Genomic DNA, 18,932 nt, shown 5'->3' on the forward strand with positions numbered 1-18,932 from the left:
ATCAGGCAGTGTTCAGCTCGTAGAACCCCCTGCCGAACGTCGCGGCCACCAGACGGTGGTTCCCCGCGTCGTACTCGATGTCGTCCACCGGCACCGCGGGCATCCCGCGGCCCAGGCGCGACCAGTGGCCTCCCTTGGTGCCGGAGGTGAACACCCCCTGGTCGGTGCCGATGTGGAGCTTGCCGCCCCGTGCGATGACGAGGTCATTGACGGGCGCGTCCGGCAGATTGCCGGACAGGTTCCTCCAGTGCGTGCCGCCGTCCGTACTGCCGTAGACGTGCGGAGTGCCGGAGCCGGAACGGTAGGCGGAGTGGGTCGTGTAGACGCGGTCGGCGTCGCGCGGGTCGACGACGACGCGGGTCACCCAGGGGAGCCCTTCGGCGAGCTTCGTCCAGTGCGCGCCGCTGTCCTTCGTGACCCAGACGCGGCCGTCGTCGGTGCCGGCGTAGATGGTGCGGCCGTCCGCGGCCGGGGCGATCGAGGTGATGGTGCCGTAGTTGGTGTAGATCGGGTCGGGGCCCGGGCCGCCCGACAGATCCGGGCTGATGGCTTGCCAGGTCGCGCCGCCGTCCGTGGAGCGGTTGAGCACCTCGGAGCCGTAGTAGAGGATCTTGGGGTCACGGGGGTCGAAGACGACCGGCGTGAACCAATTGCGCCGCTTGAATGTCGTCTTGTCCGCGAAGTACGTGAGCGTGTCGCCGCCGTCGGTGGAGCTGAAGCAGTTTCCGTACTGGTAGCAGGCGTAGACGTTGTTCACGTCGGTCGGGCTGATCAGGTTCTCCTCGCCGTCACCGCCGAGGTACTCGTTGAAGCGGTCGCCGCCCCAGGAACGCAGCGAGCCGTTGTCCTGTGAACCCCCGGAGATCCGCGAGGTGTCCTGCGGCGAAATCGCGGCGCTGTAGAGCTGGGTGTACGGCTCGTGGCGTGCCTTGACCCAGCCGCCGTCGCCGTTCGCGTCGGAGCGGTAGACACCGCCGTCGTTGCCCAGGTAGACGCGGCCGGGACGGCGCGGGTCCCAGACCATCGCGTGCTGGTCGACGTGGATGCTGGTGTCGTCGGCCGTCCAGGTGGCGGCGCCGTCCTTCGACGTCATCAGCGGGACTCCGGCGACCTGCACGTGCTCGGCGTCGCGGGGGTCGGTCCAGATCTTCCCGAACCACCAGCCGAACGTGGACTGCGAGTCGGTGAGCCTCTTGTCGGCCGGGGTCCGCTGCCAGGTGTCGCCCGCGTCCGTGGAGGCGTAGAAGCCCTCGAAGGGACCGTCCGTCTTGTTGACGATGGCGTAGGCGCGCTCACCCGCGACGGCGAGACCGATCCGTCCCACGCCCGGGCCCTGCGCGGGCAGGCCGCCGCCGAGCCGCTTCCAGGTCCTGCCGTCGTCACCGGAGCGGAAGACACCGGAGCCCTCGCCGCCGTACGTGCGGCGCTCCGGCGTGCGGCGGTGGTCCCACAGCACGGCGTACAGCTTCTTGCCCTGGACGACGATCTCGGTGGCGCCGGTGAACTCATTGGCGCCGGTGAGGATGCGCTGCCACGTCCTGCCGCCGTTCTCCGAGCGGTAGACGCCGCGGTCGCCGCCGCCGTTGTAGAGCGATCCCGCCGCGGCCACGTAGATGCGGCGCGGGTTGTCGGGGTCCACCGTGATGGCGCTGATCGCGCCCGAGTCACGGAGCCCGGACTGCTTCCAGTGCTTGCCGCCGTCGGTGCTGCGGTAGAGACCCGTCCCTTCGTACGTGATGCTGCCGCCGCCGGGGTTGGCCTCGCCCGTCCCCGCGTACAAGGTGCCGTCGGGGCCCGTGGCGACCGCGCCCATGGCCTGCGTCCAGCTGTCCGGCCACGCGGACTTGAAGGTCTGTCCCGCGTCCGTGCTGCGCCAGATGCCGCCGCTGGCCGCGGCGGCGTAGAGGGTGTCCGCGCGCTTCGGGTCGAGCGCCAGCGAGACGATGCGCCCGCCGATGTTGGTGGGCCCCACGGACTTCCACCGGCCGCCGGTGGTGGGCAGTTGCCGTGCCTGCGCGGCGGCGTCCTCGTGGGCGTGGCGTGGAATCGACTCTCCGGGGACGGTCTTTTGAAGGTAGCGGTACTCGGCGGGCGCGGCAGGGCCGCGTACGGGGCGGTACACGTCCCCCGGTGGCGTGGGCGCCGCGGAAGCCGGTGCCGTGACCATCAGGGCCCCCGCGAGCGGGGCGAGGACCAGGTGAAGCAGACGTCTGCGCATGGGCTCCCTCTTCTTCGTCATGGCCATATCAAGCGGTGACCTTAGGAGACGGGGTGAGGGAGCAGTAGGCCGCAAGTCGGCCGTTGTGGCGGAGGGGGTGCGGGAGAACAGCGGCCCGGCCCCTGGCGGCCCGGCTCAGTCCGGCGCGGGCCCGAAGCGGCGGCGGTACGCCGAGGGGGTCAGGCCTGTCTCGCGGCGCATCAGGGCGCGCAGATTGGCGGTGGTGCCGAGCCCGCTGCGCCGGGCGACCGTCTCGAAGGGGGCGACGCCCCGTTCGATCAACCGGCAGGCCAGCGCGAGGCGTTCACCCGTGAGCCAGGCCAGCGGCGTGGTGCCGAGCTGGGCCTGGAAGCGGCGGTGCAGGGTCGCGGGGCTGAGCGCGGCGTGCGCCGCGAGACCCGGTACGGAGAGGGGCGAGTCGAGCCGCTCCTGGGCCCAGGCGAGGACCGGGGCCAGGGACTCGTCCGGCACTTCGGGCACCGGCCGCTCCACGAACTGCCGCTGACCGCCGTCCCGGTGGGCGGCGAAGACGAGGCGTCGGCTCACTGCGTTGGCGACCTCGGCGCCGTGGTCGCGGCGGACCAGGTGCAGCCCGAGGTCGAGGGCGGCGGCGCTGCCCGCGGCGGTGAGGATGTCGCCGTCGTCGACGAAGAGCACGTCCGGTTCGAGCTCTACGCGGGGGAAACGGACCCGGAAGTCGTCCGCCCACTGCCAGTGCGCGGTGGCCCGGCGCCCGTCGAGCACCCCGGCCTCGGCGAGGGTGAAGGCGCCGCTGCAGAACCCGACGAGCCGGGCCCCTCGGGCATGCGCCCGGCGCACGGCGTCGAGGACGGCCGGGCGTCGGGGGACCTCGATGTCGGGCCGGTTGGGCACGATCAGGGTGTCCGCCGATTCGGCCGCCTCCAGTCCGGCGACGCCTGTGAGCGTGAAGAACCCGTCCCGCATCAGGGTGCGCGGCTCGGGCGAGCAGAGAGCGAACTCATAGAGCTCTCGCCCCAGTTCGGGGCGGCGCAGGCCGAACACCTCGGTGGCGCAGCCGAGCTCGAAGGGGTTGGAGTTCGCGTCGACGATGACGACGACGCGATGCAGTTCCCCGTTCCCGGCGCCCTGAGAGGATTCTTGCGACATACGCTATTTCTACCACTCACGACGGTGGCCGTGACCGTCGGACGCTGGACCCATGAGCAACGAACCCATCGCCCTCAGCAAGGCCCTGGCCTCTTTCGACGCCCTTTGGAGCCCCCGCATCGTCACCCGCGTCAACGACTACGACGTACGCGTGGCCAAGGTCGAGGGTGACCACCTCTGGCACGTCCATGACGACACCGACGAGTTCTTCCTGGTCCTCGAAGGCGAACTGCGCATCTCCCTGCGCGAGCCGACCGGCGAACGCACGGTCACCCTCCCCAAGGACGCCGTCTTCACGGTCCCGCGCGGCACGGAACACAAGCCGTCGGCCCCCTCCGGCGCCAGGATCCTCGTCTTCGAGCCCACCGGCACCCCGACGGTCGGCGACCGCCACGACGCGATCCCGTCCCACGTGGACGCGACGACGGGCCACAGCCTCGATCTCTGAGAGCGGCACGTCGGCCTTCTGGGCAGCGGCAGTCAACAGCGGTATGCCAAGTGTTGACCCGTCAACCACGAGAGGGTGGGCCAGACATGTGGACCGCTGGATTCTGGAAGGCCACCGCGGAGCGCGCGCTCCGTACCTTCGCGCAGTCGCTCGCCGCCGTCCTGGTCGCCGGGGCGACCACCCTCCTGGACGTCGACTGGAAGGCGGCGCTCGCCACCGCGGGGATGGCGACGCTGCTCGCCGTCCTCACGGCGGTCGGCGCCGCGAACGCCGGGGCGGGCGGACCCGGCATCACGGAGACGCCGACCGCCCGCGGGGGGCACGCCACGCCTTAGGAGCGGGCCACCCGTCGCCCTATGAGCGGGCCACCCGCCCGGACCCCACCGAGAGCCGCTCGCCCCGGAACCGCTCCCGCAGCCTCCGGTCGTGCGACACCACGACCAGCGTGCCCCGGTATCCCGCCAGCGCCTCGTCGAGCTCCTCGACGAGCGCGGGGGAGAGGTGGTTCGTCGGCTCGTCGAGCAGGAGGAGGTCGGCCGGGCGGGTCACCAGGCGTGCCAGTGCCAAGCGGCGGCGCTGCCCCACGGAGAGGCCCTTCACCGGCACCACCAGGTCCCCCTCGCGGAAGAGGCCGAGGGACAGGAGTGTCTGCGCGTGGTCCTCGGGGAGCCCCGCGAGCCCCGCCGCGAAGGCGTCGAGCAGCGGCCTCGCCGTGTCCTCGTACGTGATGTACTCGATCTCCTGCGGCAAGTAGCCGACGCGGGCCGGGAGTTGGACCTCCCCGCGATCCGGGGTGAGTACTCCGGCCAGGACGCCCAGCAGCGTCGACTTGCCCGCGCCGTTCACCCCGGTCACCAGCGTGCGCGAGCCCGGATCGAGGAGCAGCCGGTCCACGGCGAGGCGTTCGCCCACCGTGACGTCCGTCAGCGCGACCGGGCGTACGAAGGGGTGGTCGCCGCCCTCGATGCCCTCGCCCGGCGTGAAGTACAGCGGGTCGGGCGGGCGCGGCACCGGGTCCGCGCGCAGCCTGCGCAGCCGCTCGCGCGCGTTGCGCACGATCCCGGAGAGCTGGCCCTCCACCGACCGCTGATGGCCCGCGAAACGAGGGCTTTCGCTCATCCGCCAGCCCACCGAGAGCCGGTCGGAGCCGCCCTCGGCGAGCCGCTCCTGGCGCGCGACCTCGTCACTCCACTCGCGGTAGCGCTCCTCCCAGCGGCGCCGGGCGGTGGCGCGCTGCTCCAGATAGCCGTGCCAGCCGCCGCCGAAGCGGGCAACCGACCTGCGGTCGCCGTCGACCTCGACGATCACCTCGGCGACCCGGTCGAGGAAGACGCGGTCGTGGGTGACGGCGACGACCGTGCCCCGGTGGGCGCGCAGCCGCTCCTCCAGCCAGCCGAGCGCCTGGTCGTCCAGATGGTTCGTCGGCTCGTCCATGAGGAGCAGCTCGGGCTGCGGGGCCAGGACGCAGGCGAGCGCGAGGCGCGCGGCCTCGCCGCCGGACAGCGATCCCAGGGTGCGCGAACGCTCCAGATGCGGTACGCCAAGACCGTGCAGCGCCGCGTCGAGGCGCGCGTCGGCGCGGTAGCCGTCACGCGCCTCGAAAGCGGCGATGAGGTCCCCGTAGGCGGCGAGTTCGGCCGGACCCGCCGAGCCGAGCGCCTCCTCCGCCTCGCGGATCCGCCGCTCCAGGTCCCGCAGTTCGGCGAGCGCGTCGTCCACCGCGTCCTGCACGGTGGCGTGCGGCGGGAGGCGCAGGGTCTGCGCGAGGTAGCCGGTGCCGCCGTCAGAGACGACGGCCACCTCGCCGTCGGCGGGCGCGAACTCGCCCGCCATCAGGCGCAGGAGCGTCGACTTGCCCGAGCCGTTCTCACCGATGACACAGGCCTTCTCGCCGGGCCGCACCGACAGGGAGACCCGTTCGAGCACGGGCCGCTCCGGATAGCCGTACGACACGTCGCGCAGGACGAGTTGACTCACGGTGCGCATCCCCCTCGGTTCACACGGGCTGGCCGAACAGCTCCCTCAGTACATCCTCCATCGTGACCATGCCGGCCAGCCTGCCGTCCGAGCCGAGCACCGCCGCCACATGCGTGCGGCTGCCGCGCATCGCGGTCAGCACGTCGTCCAGCGGCGTGGTCTCCCGGACCTGGGCGATCTTCCGCATGTCCGGCACCCGGAACGGCAGATCGCGCGGCATCCGGTCGAGCGCGTCCTTGACGTGGAGATAGCCGACGATGCGGCGGCCGTCGTCCACCACGGGGAAGCGCGAGAAACCGGACTCCGAGGAGAGCCGCTCCAGCTCCTCCGGCGTCACGCCCACGCGGGCGTAGACCACGCTCTCCAGCGGCAGCACCACGTCCCTGACGGGACGGCGGCCCAGCTCCAGGGCGTCGTGCAGCCGCTCCTGGGCGCGGTCGTCGATCAGGCCCGCGTCGCTGGAGTCCTTGACCATCCGGGCGAGTTCGTCGTCCGAGAAGGACGCGCTCACCTCGTCCTTGGCCTCGACCCTGAGCAGCTTCAGCAGGCCGTTGGCGAACGCGTTGATCGCGAAGATGACCGGGCGCAGCGCCCGTGCGATCGCCACCAGCGGCGGGCCGAGCAGCAGGGCCGTGCGCACCGGCTCGGCCAGCGAGATGTTCTTGGGGATCATCTCGCCGAGCAGCATGTGCAGATACGTCGCGAGCGCCAGGGCGATGACGAACGAGATCGGGTGGACCAGACCGTGCGGCACCCCGACCCCGTCGAACAGCGGCTCCAGGATGTGCGCTATCGCGGGCTCGGCGACGATGCCGAGCACCAGCGTGCACAGCGTGATGCCGAGCTGCGCGGCGGCGAGCAGCGCGGAGACGTGCCGCAGGCCCCACAGCACGCTCTCGGCACGCCGGTCGCCGTCCTCGGCGTACGGCTCGATCTGGCTCCTGCGTACGGAGATGAGGGCGAACTCGGCGCCCACGAAGAAGGCGTTGACGACGAGGGTCGCCAGGCCGATCAGCAACTGGATGGCGGTCATCGCTCCTCCTCCTGGTGGTCGTCGTGCAGGGGCGCGTGCAGCAGGACGCGGGCCGCGCGGCGGCCGCGGGCGTCCACGACGTCGAGCCGCCAGCCGCCCACGTCCACGCTGTCGCCCTCCGCGGGGATACGGCCCAGCTCGGTCGCGACGAGACCGGCGAGCGTCTCGTACGGGCCGTCCGGCGCGCGCAGGCCGACGCGGGCGAGCTGGTCGGTACGGGCCGAGCCGTCGGCGGAGTACCGCGTCCGGCCGTCGTCGTCCGTGCCGTCGGCGGCGATGTCGGGCGTCTCGTGCGGGTCGTGCTCGTCCCGCACCTCGCCGACGACCTCCTCGACGATGTCCTCCAGGGTCGCGACGCCTGCCGTGCCGCCGTACTCGTCGATGACCACGGCCATCGTGCGCTTCCCGGAGAGCCGGTCGAGCAGGCGGTCGACGGTCAGTGACTCCGGTACGAGGAGGGGCTCGCGCATCAGCTCGGCGACGGGGAAGCGGGCGCGGCGCTCGGCCGGTACGGCCAGGACGTCCTTGATGTGCGCGACGCCGACGACCGAGTCGAGGTTGCCGCGGTAGACGGGGAAACGGGACAGACCGGTCGCCCGGGTGGCGTTCGCGACGTCCTCGCAGGTGGCAAGGACGTCCAGTGCCATGACCTGGACGCGCGGCGTCATCACGTTCTCCGCGGAGAGGTCGGCGAGGTTCAGGGTCCGGACGAACAGCTCGGCGGTGTCCGCCTCCAGGGAGCCCTCCTTGGCGGAGTGCCGGGCGAGCGCCACCAGCTCCTTGGGGCTGCGCGCGGAGGCCAGCTCCTCGGTGGGCTGGATGCCGAAGCGGCGTACGGAGCGGTTCGCGGTGTTGTTCAGGTGCGCGATGAAGGGGCGGAACAGGGCGCTGAACAGGCGCTGCGGGGTCGCCACCCGTTTGGCGACGGCCAGCGGCGACGAGATCGCCCAGTTCTTGGGGACCAGCTCACCGACGACCATCAGGAAGACCGTCGACAGGGCCGTGCCGATGACCAGGGCGATCGACGAGGCCGCCGATGTGGGGATGCCCATGGCGCGCAGCGGGCCCGAGATCAGCTTGGCGATGGAGGCCTCGGAGAGCATGCCGACGACCAGATTGGTGACGGTGATGCCCAGCTGGGCCCCGGAGAGCTGGAAGGTGAGGTTCTTGACGGCCTTGAGGGCGCCGGCGGCACCGCGCTCGCCGCGTTCGACGGCTCGCTCCAGTTCGCTGCGCTCGACCGTCGTGAGGGAGAACTCGGCAGCGACGAAGACGCCACAGGCCACCGAGAGCAGCACCGCCACGAGGAGCAGGAGCACTTCGGTCATCGGGTCACCTCCGTCCCATGATCGGGCAGGGACCGGGGGAATGCGCGATGTCGGGTACTAGGAGGCTCGCCCATGGGCGGACGCTCACACCTTTCGTTGGCGTTCGAGTGGTCCGTCCATGTTAAAGGAGGTGCTTCACCCAGCGGCTCCACTGCGGCTGGGGCGCGTAGCCCGCGGCGTGCCAGGTGTGATGGGCCTGTTCGTTGCGGTCTAGGACCATGGCGTCGCCCCGCCGCCCGCCGAGGCCCACGAAACGCTCCTCGGCCGCGGCGAGCAGCGCGGAACCGATGCCCCGGCGGCGGTGGTCCGGGTGCACGGCGAGGCGGTAGAGGTGGCAGCGCCAGCCGTCGAAGCCGGCAATCGCGGTGCCGACGATGAGACCGTCGCGCTCCGCGAGCAGCAGGGCTTCGGGGTCTCGGGCGACGAGACGCGCCACTCCGTCGTGGTCGTCGCTGATACTCGTCCCCTCGGCGGCCTCGCTCCAGAAGCGCAGCACGGTGTCGATGTCCGAGGGGGTCGCGCAGCGGATGTGAAGATCGCTCATGGGGAGATGTAAGCAGTGCGGCCGCCCCTCTGGCGAGCGGTTTCGGCGACACTGCCGAGGTCACCGGCTCGGAACCGGAAACCTGCGATGAAAACTTTTTCTAGAAAAAAGCTCTAGAAACAGTCATGATTGGTCCAGAATCTCGGTCATGGTCAATCGCGATTCCGAGCCGGTGCATCAGCCCGTGCCCGGCAACCCCTACGTCCAGCAGGCGCCCCCTGCCCGCGCCCCGCGAAGGCTCCGCTTCGCCCTCGGTGCCGGAGCCGTCGCCCTGGTCCTGATCGGTGTGGGCTTCTACGCCGTCACGCAAGCAGACGGAGACGGCGACGGGAACGGTTCCCGTGAACCCGTCGCCGCGCAGACGCGGCAGACGCCGGACGGCGAGCAGGAGTCGGCCGAGCCGGACGGGGACGCCGGCGCCGGCGCGAAGGACGACGGGTCGGCCGCCGTGATCGACGTCAACGCGGGGCGCAAGCCCGGCGAGGCCAAGGCCTGGCTCGCGATGAACGACCTCAAGCTGCCGGGCAAGGGCGCGCAGCTGCTGGACCTCTGGCACGTGCCCGGAATCGTGGCCCAGGCCGAGTACAACGAGGTCACCGGCTACCGGACCGCCGACGGCTCGAAGGCATGGACGGTGCCGCTGCCGGGCACCGTGTGCGACACCCCGGTGAACCCCACACCGGACGGCAAGGTGGTCGTCGCGTACACGAAGCGGAAGTCCGAGGGGAATTCGCAGTGCGACCAGCTGCGGATGATCGACCTGAAGACCGGTGAGAAGGGCTGGCACAAGGAGCTCGTCGACCGCGGCTTCTGGGACGACACCAGCATGACCCACGTCGCCATCACGGGCAGCACCGTCCTGGTCGACCAGAGCGCCACCATGCGCGGCTACCGGATCAGCGACGGCAAGCGGCTGTTCACGACCGAGCGGGAACGGAAGGGCGGCTGCTCCCTCGACGGCGTCGCGGGCGGCTCGCGGCTGCTCCAGGTGGAGTCCTGTCAGCCGGGCAGTCCCAGCACGCACGGCCGGCTCAAGCGGCTCGACCCCCGCACCGGCGACGTCAAGTGGACCTACCGGACGAAGAAGGGCTGGAGCGTCCAGAAGGTCTACTCGGTCGACCCCGCAGTGGCCGTCGTCCAGAACCGCGAAGAGATGGACAAGTGGGCCGTCGTCGCCGTCGACGACAAGGGAAAGCAGCGCTCCTGGATCAGTGTCGGCAAGGGGCCGGACAAGTTCGGGATGTGTGCCGGAGCGGGCGACTCCGGCGAGGGCGTGCAGAACTGTCCGGGAGCCGCCGTCGACGCGGACACGCTCTATCTGGCGAGCGAGCCCAAGGGCGGCATCCTCGGCCCGAACAAGATCGTCGCCTTCGACCTCCGCACGGGGAAGTCCAAGTGGACCGGCTCGGTCGAGGGCGGGCGCCAGCTCACGCCGGTCCCGGTGGTCGGACCCGGCCGGCCCGGGGTGATCGCCTACGCGCAAGCGCAGGACGGCAAGAACGGGCAGACCGTGCGCTTCGGCCCCGGTGGCGGCAAGCCGGACGTACTGCTGCGGCACACCTCTTCGGCCCAGAGCATGGAGGCCGGTATGTACGCCGGCCACACCCTGTACGCCGACAAGCGGTTCTTCGTGACCCCCACGCGCCTGGAGGGCAAGAGCTACGGCGGCAAGGGCGAGGAGGGCAAGGCCCGCATGCTCGCCTTCGCCCGGTGACGCCCCGGCATCGCAGGGCCTTGGCCCGGTGACGCCCCCGGCATCACAGCAGCAGACAGCCACACCCTCACCAGCAGTGGAGCCACGATGACGCAGCCGCCGCCCCCCGAGCAGTCCCCGCAGCACCCCCAGGGCCCCGGAGCCTTCGGCCCGCCTCCGCAGGGAGCCTTCGGCCCGCCCCCGCAGGGGCAGACCCCGGGCTTCGGCCCACCCGTCGCCCCGCCGCCCAGTGGCTTCGGCCCCCATCAGGTCTACCAGCCGATACCGGCGCCCGCCCCGCCACGCGGAGGCAGTGGTGGAGGAAGACGGCCCGGTCGCCGCACCGCGATCGTCGTCTCCGTCGTCGCCGCGATCGCCCTGATCGTCGGAGGCGGCGTCTGGTACGCCACCTCGGTCGACGGCGGCTCGAAGGACAAGACCGCGGCCAAGCCGGGCGGCGACGGCGCGGCGCCCACGTACGAGAAGCCCAAGGAGAAGCCGCCGAAGGTCCCCAAGGCGTTCTTCTCGACCAAGGCCTTGCAGCCCAAGTTGCCGAAGGGGGAGACCACTTGGAAGGCGCAGGGGTCCTGGCTCACCGACAAGGTGTACGCGAAGGCCTCGGTCGAAGCGATCGTCGGCGTCGACGCCTCGTCGGGGAAGGGGCTCTACCGCCTGCCGAAGCCGGGCGAGTCGTGCGCGGGCTCCCCGGACCTCGGCAAGGGCAACATCGCCGTGGTCGTCACGGGGGCGAAAGTGCACGACGACAGGGGCTTCAAGGACGCGTGCACCGAGGTCACCGCCTTCGACGTGGACACCGGCAAGAAGCTCTGGACCAAGTCGATCACCGTCGGCTACCAGAAGGAGAAGACGGTGTTCAACCAGGTCACCATCAGCGGTGACACGGTCGCCGTCGGGGGCCTCTACGGTGGCGCGGCCTTCGACCTGCGCGGTGGCGACGTCCTGTGGGAGCCGAAGCAGGGGGACAAGTGCCGCGACGTCGGCTACGGAGGCGGCGAGCGGCTGGTGGCGGTCCGCTCCTGCGGTGACTACGGATCGGAGCGATTCGAGGTCCAGCTCCTCGACCCGGCCACGGGAAAGTCGAAGTGGACCCACAAGCTGCCCGCGGGCGTCCGAAGCCCCAGCGTGGTCTCCACCGAGCCGGTGGTCGTCGCCCTCGACTCCGGTGAGATCACGTCGTCCGGCGCCACGGACGTCTTCTCCCTCGACGAGAAGGGCGACCGGCGTACGCGGATCGCGCTGCCGGACGGCAAGTACCTGCACGAGTGCGGCACCGTATCCGTCGTCCAGGACTGCCGCGGCATCGCGGCGGGCAACGGCAAGCTCTACGTCCCCACCAAACCGCGCGACGGGGCGAAGAAGTTCTCGTCGACGAACGACATCGTGGTCTTCTCCCTGGCCACGGGCAAGACCACGGGGGAGAAGGTGGAGGCGGGCGACAGCTCCCCCATCTTTCCGATCCGCATGGACGGCGGGAACGTACTCGTCTACAAGAGCGGCCCGTACGCACAGGTCGTCTCCCTCGACGGCAGGGATCTGAAGAAGGAGACGCTGCTACTCGACGCAGGCACCCGGCCGACCGCGCTGCCGCCCATGATCTCCGAACTGCGTTTCCACAACAACAAGTTGTTCCTCAGCTCCGACCTGCTCGCCCAGTACTCCGGGGGCAAGGAGACGATCATGATGTTCGGCTTCGCGGCCAAGTAGGCCGACAGGCCTTGGGCGGCCAGTTCTCAGGCGGCCAATTCCTGTGCGGCAGTTCTTATGCGGCCAGTTCTTCGATGACGGGGCCGAACGCCTCCATGCTCGGCTCCAGGACGGTGATGTACGAGAAGCCGTACCGCTCCCGCTGGGCGCGCAGTTGGTCGGCCATCTGCCGGACCGTGCCGAGGAGGAGGATCGGCAGGTCGAGGGCCTGGTCCTCGGTGAGGTTCGGGATGAGCGGGAGGGAAGGGCGGATGGCGGCACGCCGGTCCTTGGTCACCTCGACCATCTGGATCAGGACATTCAGTTCGGCGGGCTCGGCAGGTCCGGGGGGCTCGGCGGGAGCTGATTCGGTCGCCTTGGCGTGGGCCGAGGCGAAGCGCCCGTACGCCGCGACGCGTTCGTCCAGTTCCTCCGCCGTGATGACGGACGGCTTGCCGTCCGCGCCCGCCCGTGCGCCGGAGAACGCGGCGATGTCGGCGTGCTCGGCGGCCAGCTTCAGCATGTGGTCGCCGTTGCCGCCGATGAGCAGTGGCGGCCGGGGCCGCTGTGCGGGACGCGGCTGGAACTCCTCGGAGGCGAAGAGCCGGTCCAACTCCTCGACCGTGTACCGGAGATGGGCCACGCGCTCCCCCGGCGTCCCCCAGGGAAGGCCCGCCATGTCGTGCTCCGCCTTTACGTAGCCGGTGCCGAGGCCGAGTTCGAGGCGCCCGCCCGTGAGCGCGTCCGTGGTGGCCACCTCACGGGCGAGCAGGGTGGGGTTCCAGAACGCGGCGTTCAGGACGAACGTGCCGACGCGGGGCCGCTCGGTGGCCTCGGCCGCGGCGACGATCGCGGGGAACGGGGCGGGCATGCCGATGTGGTCCGCCACCAGGATGACGTCGTAACCGAGTTCCTCGGCGCGGCGGCACTTCCGGCGCCATTCGTCCCCGGCGGCCGGGGTCATCATGTTGACGCCGAAGCGGAACGGGCGAGCCATGAAATCCCCTCACTCTCCTTACTCGTATGGCCAGTTGGGTGCGGCGGCCCCCGGCCCTCACTCGTGCGCGATGGCCGCCAGCACATTCATGCGGGACGCGCGCAGGGCGGGCAGCAGAGCCGCCGCGAGGCCGACGACCACGGAGCCGATCAGTACGGCGATCACCGTCGTCCAGGGGATCGCGAACGCCGTCATGCCTTGCAGCGCGAGCACCTGCTGCGCCGCGATGCCCCACACCAGGCCGAGCGCGAGCCCGAGCAGCGCGCCGAACACCGCGATCACCACCGACTCCAGGCGGATCATGCGGCGCAACTGCCGCCGGGCGAGCCCGATGGCGCGCAGCAGACCGATCTCGCGGGTGCGCTCGACGACCGACAGGGCAAGGGTGTTGACCACGCCGAGGACCGCGATGATGATCGCGAGGCCGAGCAGCGCGTAGACGAGATAGAGCATCACGGCGATCTGCTCGCGGATCAGTTCCTTGTAGTCGGCCTGGTCACGGACCTGCACTTGCGGATACGGGTCGAGTGTCTTCTCAAGACGGTCGCGCAGCGTGTCGGCCTCCGTGCCCGAGGCCGCGTTCACGTACAGCGCGGAGTCCTGACCGCCCGGCACGAACTCCTCGACCGTCTCCATGCCGAAGAAGATCCCGCCCTCGATGCCGAACCCTTCGGATCCCGGCTGGTCGGTGAGCGCGCCCACCGTCAGTTCCGTCTTGCGCCCGCCGGGGAACTCCACGGGCAGCTTGGAGCCCATCCGGGCCTTGTGGTCCCGCGCGAAGTCCCGCTGCATGGCGATGCTTCCGGGCGCGAGCGCGCGAGCGGTGCCGCCGTCGACGTACGTGACGCGGGCGACGTCGTCGAGGCGCGGGTCGTAGCCCGCGGCGGTCGTCTCCACGCTCTTGCCGTCCGGCATGGACACCTTTACGGGCGCGAACCGCTGGCGCACGACGAGCCCGGCGCCCTCGGTGTCCTTCACCTTCTCGGTGATCTCCTGAGAGAAGGGCATGAAGTTGCTGTTCTGTACGACGAAGTCGGCGCCCAGCGTCTTGTCGATCTGTTCGTCGAACGACTTGGTCATCGACGCGCTCGCCACGGACATGCCGCTCACCAGGGCGAGCCCCACCATCAGCGCGGCGGCCGTGGCGCCCGTGCGGCGCGGGTTGCGCAGCGCGTTGCGCTGGCTCATCCGGCCGACCGAGCCGAACAGGGCGGGGAACGCGCCGCCGAGCACCCGGATCACCGGGCGGACGAGGAGCGGTCCCGCGATGACGGTGGCGATCAGGGTGAGGACGAGGCCGAGACCGAGCAGGGACGCCGCCGACGAGGTCTTCTCGGCGGTGGCGCAGCCCACCAGGGCGGCGGTGCCCGTCGCCGCGACGACCGCGCCGATGGCCGCGCGGATCTTCAACGGCCGCCCCACGCCCGCGATTTCGGCGTCGGCGAGCGCCGCCATCGGCGATACGTGCGCCGCGCGCCGGGCAGGGAGATACGCCGCGACGAACGTGACGCCGACCCCGACGACGTACGAGGCGACGGGAGTTCCCCAGCCGATGACCATCTCGGTGGACTTGAGGTTCATCCCGAAGGCGCCCATCAGCTCGATGAGCCCGGCCGCGAGGCCGATCCCCGCCGCGAGGCCGACCGTGGAGCCGACCACGCCGAGCAGGACCGCCTCGGTGAGCACGGAGCGGCGGACCTGCCTGCGGTCGGCGCCGAGCGCGCGCAGCAGGCCCAGTTCGCGGGTGCGCTGCGCGATCAGCATCGAGAAGGTGTTGACGATCAGGAAGATGCCGACCAGGACGGCGATCCCGGCGAAGCCGAGCATCACGTACTTGATGACGTCCAGGAAACCGCCGAGTTCGGACGCCGCGGATTCGGCCTGTTCGCCCGCGGTCTTCAGGTCGTAGCCCGAGCCGAGTTCGGCGGCGAGACGGCGCTTGAGCTCGGTGTCGCTCAGGCCGGCGGCGGCGTCCACGGAGATGCCCGTGGCCGCGTCCTTGTCGCCGAGGAGTTCACGCTGAGCGGTCGGGGTGTCCAGGAAGACCAGGGCGGCGCCGGGGTTGGTGGTGGTGAAGGTGACGATGCCGACGACCTCGACCTTGAACGAGCCCGGCGCGGCGAGCACCGTGAGGGTGTCGCCGATCTCCACGTCCTTCTTGTCGGCCGTGTCCGCGTCGAGCAGCGCCTGGTCCTTGCCGCGCGGTGCGTGCCCCGAGGTCAGCTCGACGGGGCTGCGGTCGGTGACGTACCAGTTCGTCGCGATGGTGGGGGCGCCGGTGGTGGGGCCCACCGGGTCGTTCTCGCTGTCGACGACCGTGATGTTCTCGACGGCCGCGTCGACACGGGTCCGGGCGACCCCGTCGACCTCCGCGAGGCGGTCGGCGAGTTTCGCGGGGACCGTCGGCGTCTGCCCCGATGGCACCGCCTCGTCGAGGTTCTCCTTCGCCTCGACGGTCACATCGGCGGACGTCGAGGCGAAGAGCCGGTCGAAGGTGCGGGCCACCGTGTCCGAGAAGATGAGGCTGCCCGCGACGAACGCCACCGAGAGGATCACGGCGAGCGCGGAGAGCAGCAGCCGGCCCTTGTGCGCGAGGAAGCTCCTGAGTGTTGCCTTCAGCATGGCCGCGGACCGCCTCAGTCCCGGTCCGGGGCCGGCGCGCTGTCGGCGCCCTGACCGCCGTCGGCTTCGGTATGGCTCTCTTGTGGCATCGCGTGGATCACGTCGAACCGTTTGAGGCGTTCGAGGACCGACTCCGCCGTCGGGCGCGGCATCTCGTCGACGATGCGGCCGTCCGCGAGGAAGAGCACCAGGTCGGCGTGGGCGGCGGCGCCGGGATCGTGCGTCACCATCACGACGGTCTGCTCCAGCTTGTCGACGGCCTCGCGCAGGAAGCCGAGCACTTCGAGGCCCGCGCGCGAGTCGAGGTTGCCGGTCGGTTCGTCCGCGAAGATCAGCTCGGGGCGCGAGGCGAGCGCCCGCGCGCACGCCACGCGCTGCTGCTGGCCGCCGGAGAGCTGGGCGGGCCGGTGCTTGAGCCGGTCGCGCAGGCCGAGCGTCTCGATGACGTGGTCCAGCCACTCGCGGTCGGGGCGCTGGCCCGCGATGTCCATGGGCAGCGTGATGTTCTCGGCGGCGTTCAGGGTGGGGATGAGGTTGAAGGACTGGAACATGAATCCGATGCGGTCGCGCCGCAGCTGCGTCAGCTCCCGTTCCTTGAGGCCCGTGATCTCGGTGTCGCCGAGCCACACCTGACCCGCGGAGACCGTGTCGAGCCCGGCGAGCAGGTGCATGAGCGTGGACTTCCCCGAGCCGGACGGGCCCATGACCGCGGTGAAACGGCCGCGCGCGATGTCCACGTCGACCGAGTCGAGGGCGAGCACGGTGGTCTCGCCGGAGCCGTACGCCTTGGTCAGGCCGCGTGCCCGTGCGGCGACCTTGGTGGGCTCCGCAAGGCCTGTGGCCGAAGCCGAAGCAGGTGTGGACAAGGCCGCCTCCTGGGTCGTGGCCGCTCCAACTCCCGTAATCCTGCCGAGGGTAGAGGGTCGGGCCGGGAGCCGGTATCCCTCCAAGGTCGTGAACCGGAGACGTATGTAAGGGGCACCGGCCCGGTGCTCGCCCGGCCCGTCCGCGCGCCCCTGCGCGCTCCCGCTGCCCTCTTGCCGGTGCTAGCGCCCCGGCGCTAGCTTGAAGGCATGGCGAAGACCCAGCTGAACGTGCGGGTGGACGAAGGCACCGCCCGGGCCGCGCGCGAGCGAGCGCTCGCCCGTGGGATGAGCGTGAACCGCTACATCGAGGAACTGGTCAAACAGGACGCGGGCGAGATCGGCCACACCTTCGTCGAGGCCGCCGCCGACTTCATGAAGCAGTACGAATCCGTCTTCGCCGAAGAGTTCGGTGCTGAGCGCGAGGGTCGTCGTTAAGCCCTTGAACCTCAGAATCGATCTTGCCTGGCTGTTGATGATCGCCGAACACAAGACGCCCGGAGACCCGCAGGTCACCGACTGGGGTGCCCTGGTGGCCGCCGTCAGCCGGCACGAGGCGGAGATCTTCGGCGTGCCCGTCTACGAAAGCCCGCACGACCGCGCCGCCGCGCTGCTCCAGGTGCTTCTGCACATCCCGGCCCTGGAACGCTCCAACGCCCTCTTCGCCTCGTCCGCCGCCTACGCCTATCTGGTCGCCAGCGGCGTCAAGGTCGTCACCTCGCCCGAGCAGGTGCGCGAACTGGCCCGCCTGGTGAAGGAGGACGGGGCGAGCGTGCGCGCCATCGCGGAGGAGCTGCGGAAGTGGAGCCTCTAGCCGCCGGGAGCCTTGTGGGGAGCCGCCGCCCGGCGGGACCTCAGAGGTCGGTGGCCCGCGGGTGCCGCGGCTCGTACAGGCCGACCTCGCCGCCGCCCGGCAGCTTGAAGCGGGTGAGCAGGCCCCAGCCCGCGTCGGTGACCGGCTGGGTGAACTTCACGCCCCCGGCGGTCAGTTCACGTACCGTCGCCTCCACGTCGTCGCACATCAGATACAGCTCGTGCGACTCCGGACCCGGCGTGGGATGCACTGCGGCCTCCGCGGGCGGCAGCTTGAAGATGAGCCAGCCGCCGCCCGCGTCGACGTGGGGGTACTCCAGTACGTCACGGAAGAAGGCACGGTCGGCTTCGGCGTCGTTGCTGTAGATGATGAGGTGGGCGCCATTGATCATGCGGCGAGGATAGGTTCGGCGGGAGAGAGCCGCACTCCAGGAGGACGCCATGCCTGCCGCCATCCAGCCGATGATCATCACCCCGGATCTCGACCGCCTGCTGCGCTTCTACCAGGAACTGCTCGGGGCCGAGGAGGTGTCGAGGACGCCGGAGGAGGGGCCCGCGTTCTTCGTGGACCTGCGCATCGGCGACTCGGAGCTCGGCGTGGTCTCGGACACGAGCGTGCCGCTCGACACCCCGCAGCGCATTCTGCTGAGCGTGGCGGTGCAGGCCGTCGACGACCTCCTCGAGCGGGTGGACTCCCTCGGCGGTGAGACGCTCGGGCCGGCCAACGACATGCCGTGGGGGCAGCGGGTCGCGCACATCAAGGACCCGGACGGCAACGCGGTCAACCTCACGCAGCTGATCTGAGGCGCCGCCACGGGGCAGTGGTCGCGGGCCAGTCGCCACGGGTCAGTCGTCGGTCTCCGGCCGCCGGGCGGTGCCGAGCACGCAGTAGGAGGGAGGCAGCCGCGGACCCTTCGGGGGCACGAGCAGCCGCCTGTACGGGCCGATCTCGAACCCCGCGGCGCGCAGGGCGCCCAGGGGGTCCCGCGCGACGTGACAGCCGCCGAAGAGCAGGGGCCAGACCGTGCGGTCCAGGATGCGCTGCGTGGCCGCCATCGCCGCGCCCGGAGCCACGCCGTGCTCGAAGAACCGCAGCTCGCCGCCCGGCCGCAGGACGCGCCGCAGCTCGCCGAGCGCACGGGGCACGTCGCGCACGCTGCACAGCACCAGCGAGGCCACGGCGCCGTCGAAGGCCTCGCTCTTGACGGGCAGCGCCTCGGCGGCGCCGGGCACGACGTCGACCGGTACGTCGGCCCGCACCGCCGCGGACGCGGCCAACTGGCGCAGGATGCGCTCCGGTTCGATGGCCACGACTTCGGAGACCGCCGTCGGATAGTGCGCGAAGTTCAGGCCGTTCCCCGCGCCGACCTCGATCACACGACCGGAGAGACCGGCGAGCAGCTCTTTGCGGTACGTGGCGATGACGCGCTCGGCGGCCACGCTCTGACGGGCGTAGAACCGGGCGAAAACGGGATGGTGCACCGCGTCCCGTGACGCGGCTTTGGCGAAGCGAGGTGACATGGGCCCTCCTCGACGGCACGAGCGGATACCGCAATGGTGCCCC

The 18,932-nt window shown here is 71.0% G+C and carries 18 protein-coding genes; 7 read left to right on the top strand and 11 right to left on the bottom strand.

From position 1 onward, the window contains the following. Position 1: 1 nt before the first annotated feature. The gene (locus ACWGI2_RS06900; RefSeq protein WP_453694391.1) at positions 2-2,218 is read right to left on the bottom strand and encodes a VPS10 domain-containing protein; all 2,217 of its coding nucleotides are present in this window, start codon (positions 2,216-2,218) and stop codon (positions 2-4) included. 135 nt (positions 2,219-2,353) lie between these two features. After that, positions 2,354-3,346, bottom strand: coding sequence for a GlxA family transcriptional regulator (locus ACWGI2_RS06905; RefSeq protein ID WP_453694392.1), 993 nt, complete (start codon positions 3,344-3,346; stop codon positions 2,354-2,356). A 52-nt stretch (positions 3,347-3,398) separates the two neighbouring features. Here ACWGI2_RS06905 and ACWGI2_RS06910 point away from each other — a divergent pair, with 52 nt between their 5' ends. Together ACWGI2_RS06910 and ACWGI2_RS06915 are read left to right on the top strand one after the other, a co-directional pair. Continuing rightward, positions 3,399-3,794, top strand: a complete 396-nt coding sequence (locus ACWGI2_RS06910; protein ID WP_453694393.1) for a cupin domain-containing protein — start codon at positions 3,399-3,401, stop codon at positions 3,792-3,794. An 86-nt stretch (positions 3,795-3,880) separates the two neighbouring features. Further along, positions 3,881-4,129, top strand: coding sequence for a holin (locus tag ACWGI2_RS06915; RefSeq protein ID WP_453396048.1), 249 nt, complete (start codon positions 3,881-3,883; stop codon positions 4,127-4,129). Positions 4,130-4,148: 19 nt separating this feature from the next. Here the strand turns inward: ACWGI2_RS06915 and ACWGI2_RS06920 are convergent, their stop codons facing one another. The 4 genes from ACWGI2_RS06920 to ACWGI2_RS06935 all read right to left on the bottom strand — a co-directional run bounded on the left by ACWGI2_RS06920 (position 4,149) and on the right by ACWGI2_RS06935 (position 8,676). Continuing rightward, positions 4,149-5,780 (bottom strand): ABC-F family ATP-binding cassette domain-containing protein, encoded by a 1,632-nt coding sequence (locus ACWGI2_RS06920; protein ID WP_453694394.1) that lies wholly within the window; start codon positions 5,778-5,780, stop codon positions 4,149-4,151. A gap of 10 nt (positions 5,781-5,790) precedes the next feature. After that, positions 5,791-6,804 (bottom strand): hemolysin family protein, encoded by a 1,014-nt coding sequence (locus ACWGI2_RS06925; RefSeq protein WP_453396050.1) that lies wholly within the window; start codon positions 6,802-6,804, stop codon positions 5,791-5,793. Further along, positions 6,801-8,132: a hemolysin family protein gene (locus ACWGI2_RS06930; protein ID WP_453694395.1), complete on the bottom strand. Its 1,332-nt coding sequence runs from the start codon at positions 8,130-8,132 to the stop codon at positions 6,801-6,803. Before ACWGI2_RS06930 ends, ACWGI2_RS06925 begins: the two co-directional genes overlap by 4 nt. Before the next feature lie 121 nt (positions 8,133-8,253). Next, complete coding sequence (locus tag ACWGI2_RS06935) at positions 8,254-8,676, bottom strand: GNAT family N-acetyltransferase (protein WP_453694396.1); 423 nt, start codon at positions 8,674-8,676, stop codon at positions 8,254-8,256. Between the two features lie 148 nt (positions 8,677-8,824). Here ACWGI2_RS06935 and ACWGI2_RS06940 point away from each other — a divergent pair, with 148 nt between their 5' ends. Both ACWGI2_RS06940 and ACWGI2_RS06945 read left to right on the top strand, forming a co-directional pair. Beyond that, a complete protein-coding gene (locus tag ACWGI2_RS06940; protein ID WP_453694397.1) occupies positions 8,825-10,390 on the top strand; it encodes an outer membrane protein assembly factor BamB family protein in 1,566 nt (521 codons plus the stop codon). Positions 10,391-10,477: 87 nt separating this feature from the next. After that, positions 10,478-12,094, top strand: a complete 1,617-nt coding sequence (locus tag ACWGI2_RS06945) for an outer membrane protein assembly factor BamB family protein (RefSeq protein WP_453694398.1) — start codon at positions 10,478-10,480, stop codon at positions 12,092-12,094. A 55-nt stretch (positions 12,095-12,149) separates the two neighbouring features. Here the strand turns inward: ACWGI2_RS06945 and ACWGI2_RS06950 are convergent, their stop codons facing one another. Genes ACWGI2_RS06950 through ACWGI2_RS06960 form a run of 3 tightly spaced genes read right to left on the bottom strand, consistent with a single transcriptional unit; the run spans position 12,150 to position 16,558 of the window. Further along, positions 12,150-13,070 (bottom strand): TIGR03621 family F420-dependent LLM class oxidoreductase, encoded by a 921-nt coding sequence (locus tag ACWGI2_RS06950; protein ID WP_453396055.1) that lies wholly within the window; start codon positions 13,068-13,070, stop codon positions 12,150-12,152. A 57-nt stretch (positions 13,071-13,127) separates the two neighbouring features. After that, positions 13,128-15,692 (bottom strand): ABC transporter permease, encoded by a 2,565-nt coding sequence (locus ACWGI2_RS06955; protein WP_453694399.1) that lies wholly within the window; start codon positions 15,690-15,692, stop codon positions 13,128-13,130. 14 nt (positions 15,693-15,706) lie between these two features. Further along, entirely contained in the window at positions 15,707-16,558 is an 852-nt protein-coding gene (locus ACWGI2_RS06960) for an ABC transporter ATP-binding protein (protein WP_453396057.1), read from the bottom strand. A 207-nt stretch (positions 16,559-16,765) separates the two neighbouring features. Between ACWGI2_RS06960 and ACWGI2_RS06965 the strand changes: the two genes are divergently transcribed. Both ACWGI2_RS06965 and ACWGI2_RS06970 read left to right on the top strand, forming a co-directional pair. Further along, positions 16,766-16,993, top strand: coding sequence for an antitoxin (locus ACWGI2_RS06965; RefSeq protein WP_160509171.1), 228 nt, complete (start codon positions 16,766-16,768; stop codon positions 16,991-16,993). A 4-nt stretch (positions 16,994-16,997) separates the two neighbouring features. After that, entirely contained in the window at positions 16,998-17,369 is a 372-nt protein-coding gene (locus tag ACWGI2_RS06970; RefSeq protein WP_453396058.1) for a fic family toxin-antitoxin system, toxin component, read from the top strand. A 40-nt stretch (positions 17,370-17,409) separates the two neighbouring features. On the opposite strand, the gene ACWGI2_RS06975 is transcribed toward ACWGI2_RS06970, so the two are convergent. After that, complete coding sequence (locus ACWGI2_RS06975; RefSeq protein ID WP_453396059.1) at positions 17,410-17,760, bottom strand: VOC family protein; 351 nt, start codon at positions 17,758-17,760, stop codon at positions 17,410-17,412. Between the two features lie 49 nt (positions 17,761-17,809). Here ACWGI2_RS06975 and ACWGI2_RS06980 point away from each other — a divergent pair, with 49 nt between their 5' ends. Then, positions 17,810-18,172, top strand: a complete 363-nt coding sequence (locus ACWGI2_RS06980) for a VOC family protein (protein WP_237330345.1) — start codon at positions 17,810-17,812, stop codon at positions 18,170-18,172. Positions 18,173-18,214: 42 nt separating this feature from the next. Here ACWGI2_RS06980 and ACWGI2_RS06985 read toward each other — a convergent pair whose 3' ends face one another. Then, entirely contained in the window at positions 18,215-18,889 is a 675-nt protein-coding gene (locus ACWGI2_RS06985; protein ID WP_453694400.1) for a class I SAM-dependent methyltransferase, read from the bottom strand. Positions 18,890-18,932 lie beyond the last annotated feature (43 nt).

The sequence above is a fragment of the Streptomyces sp. NPDC054866 genome, from assembly GCF_053610745.1.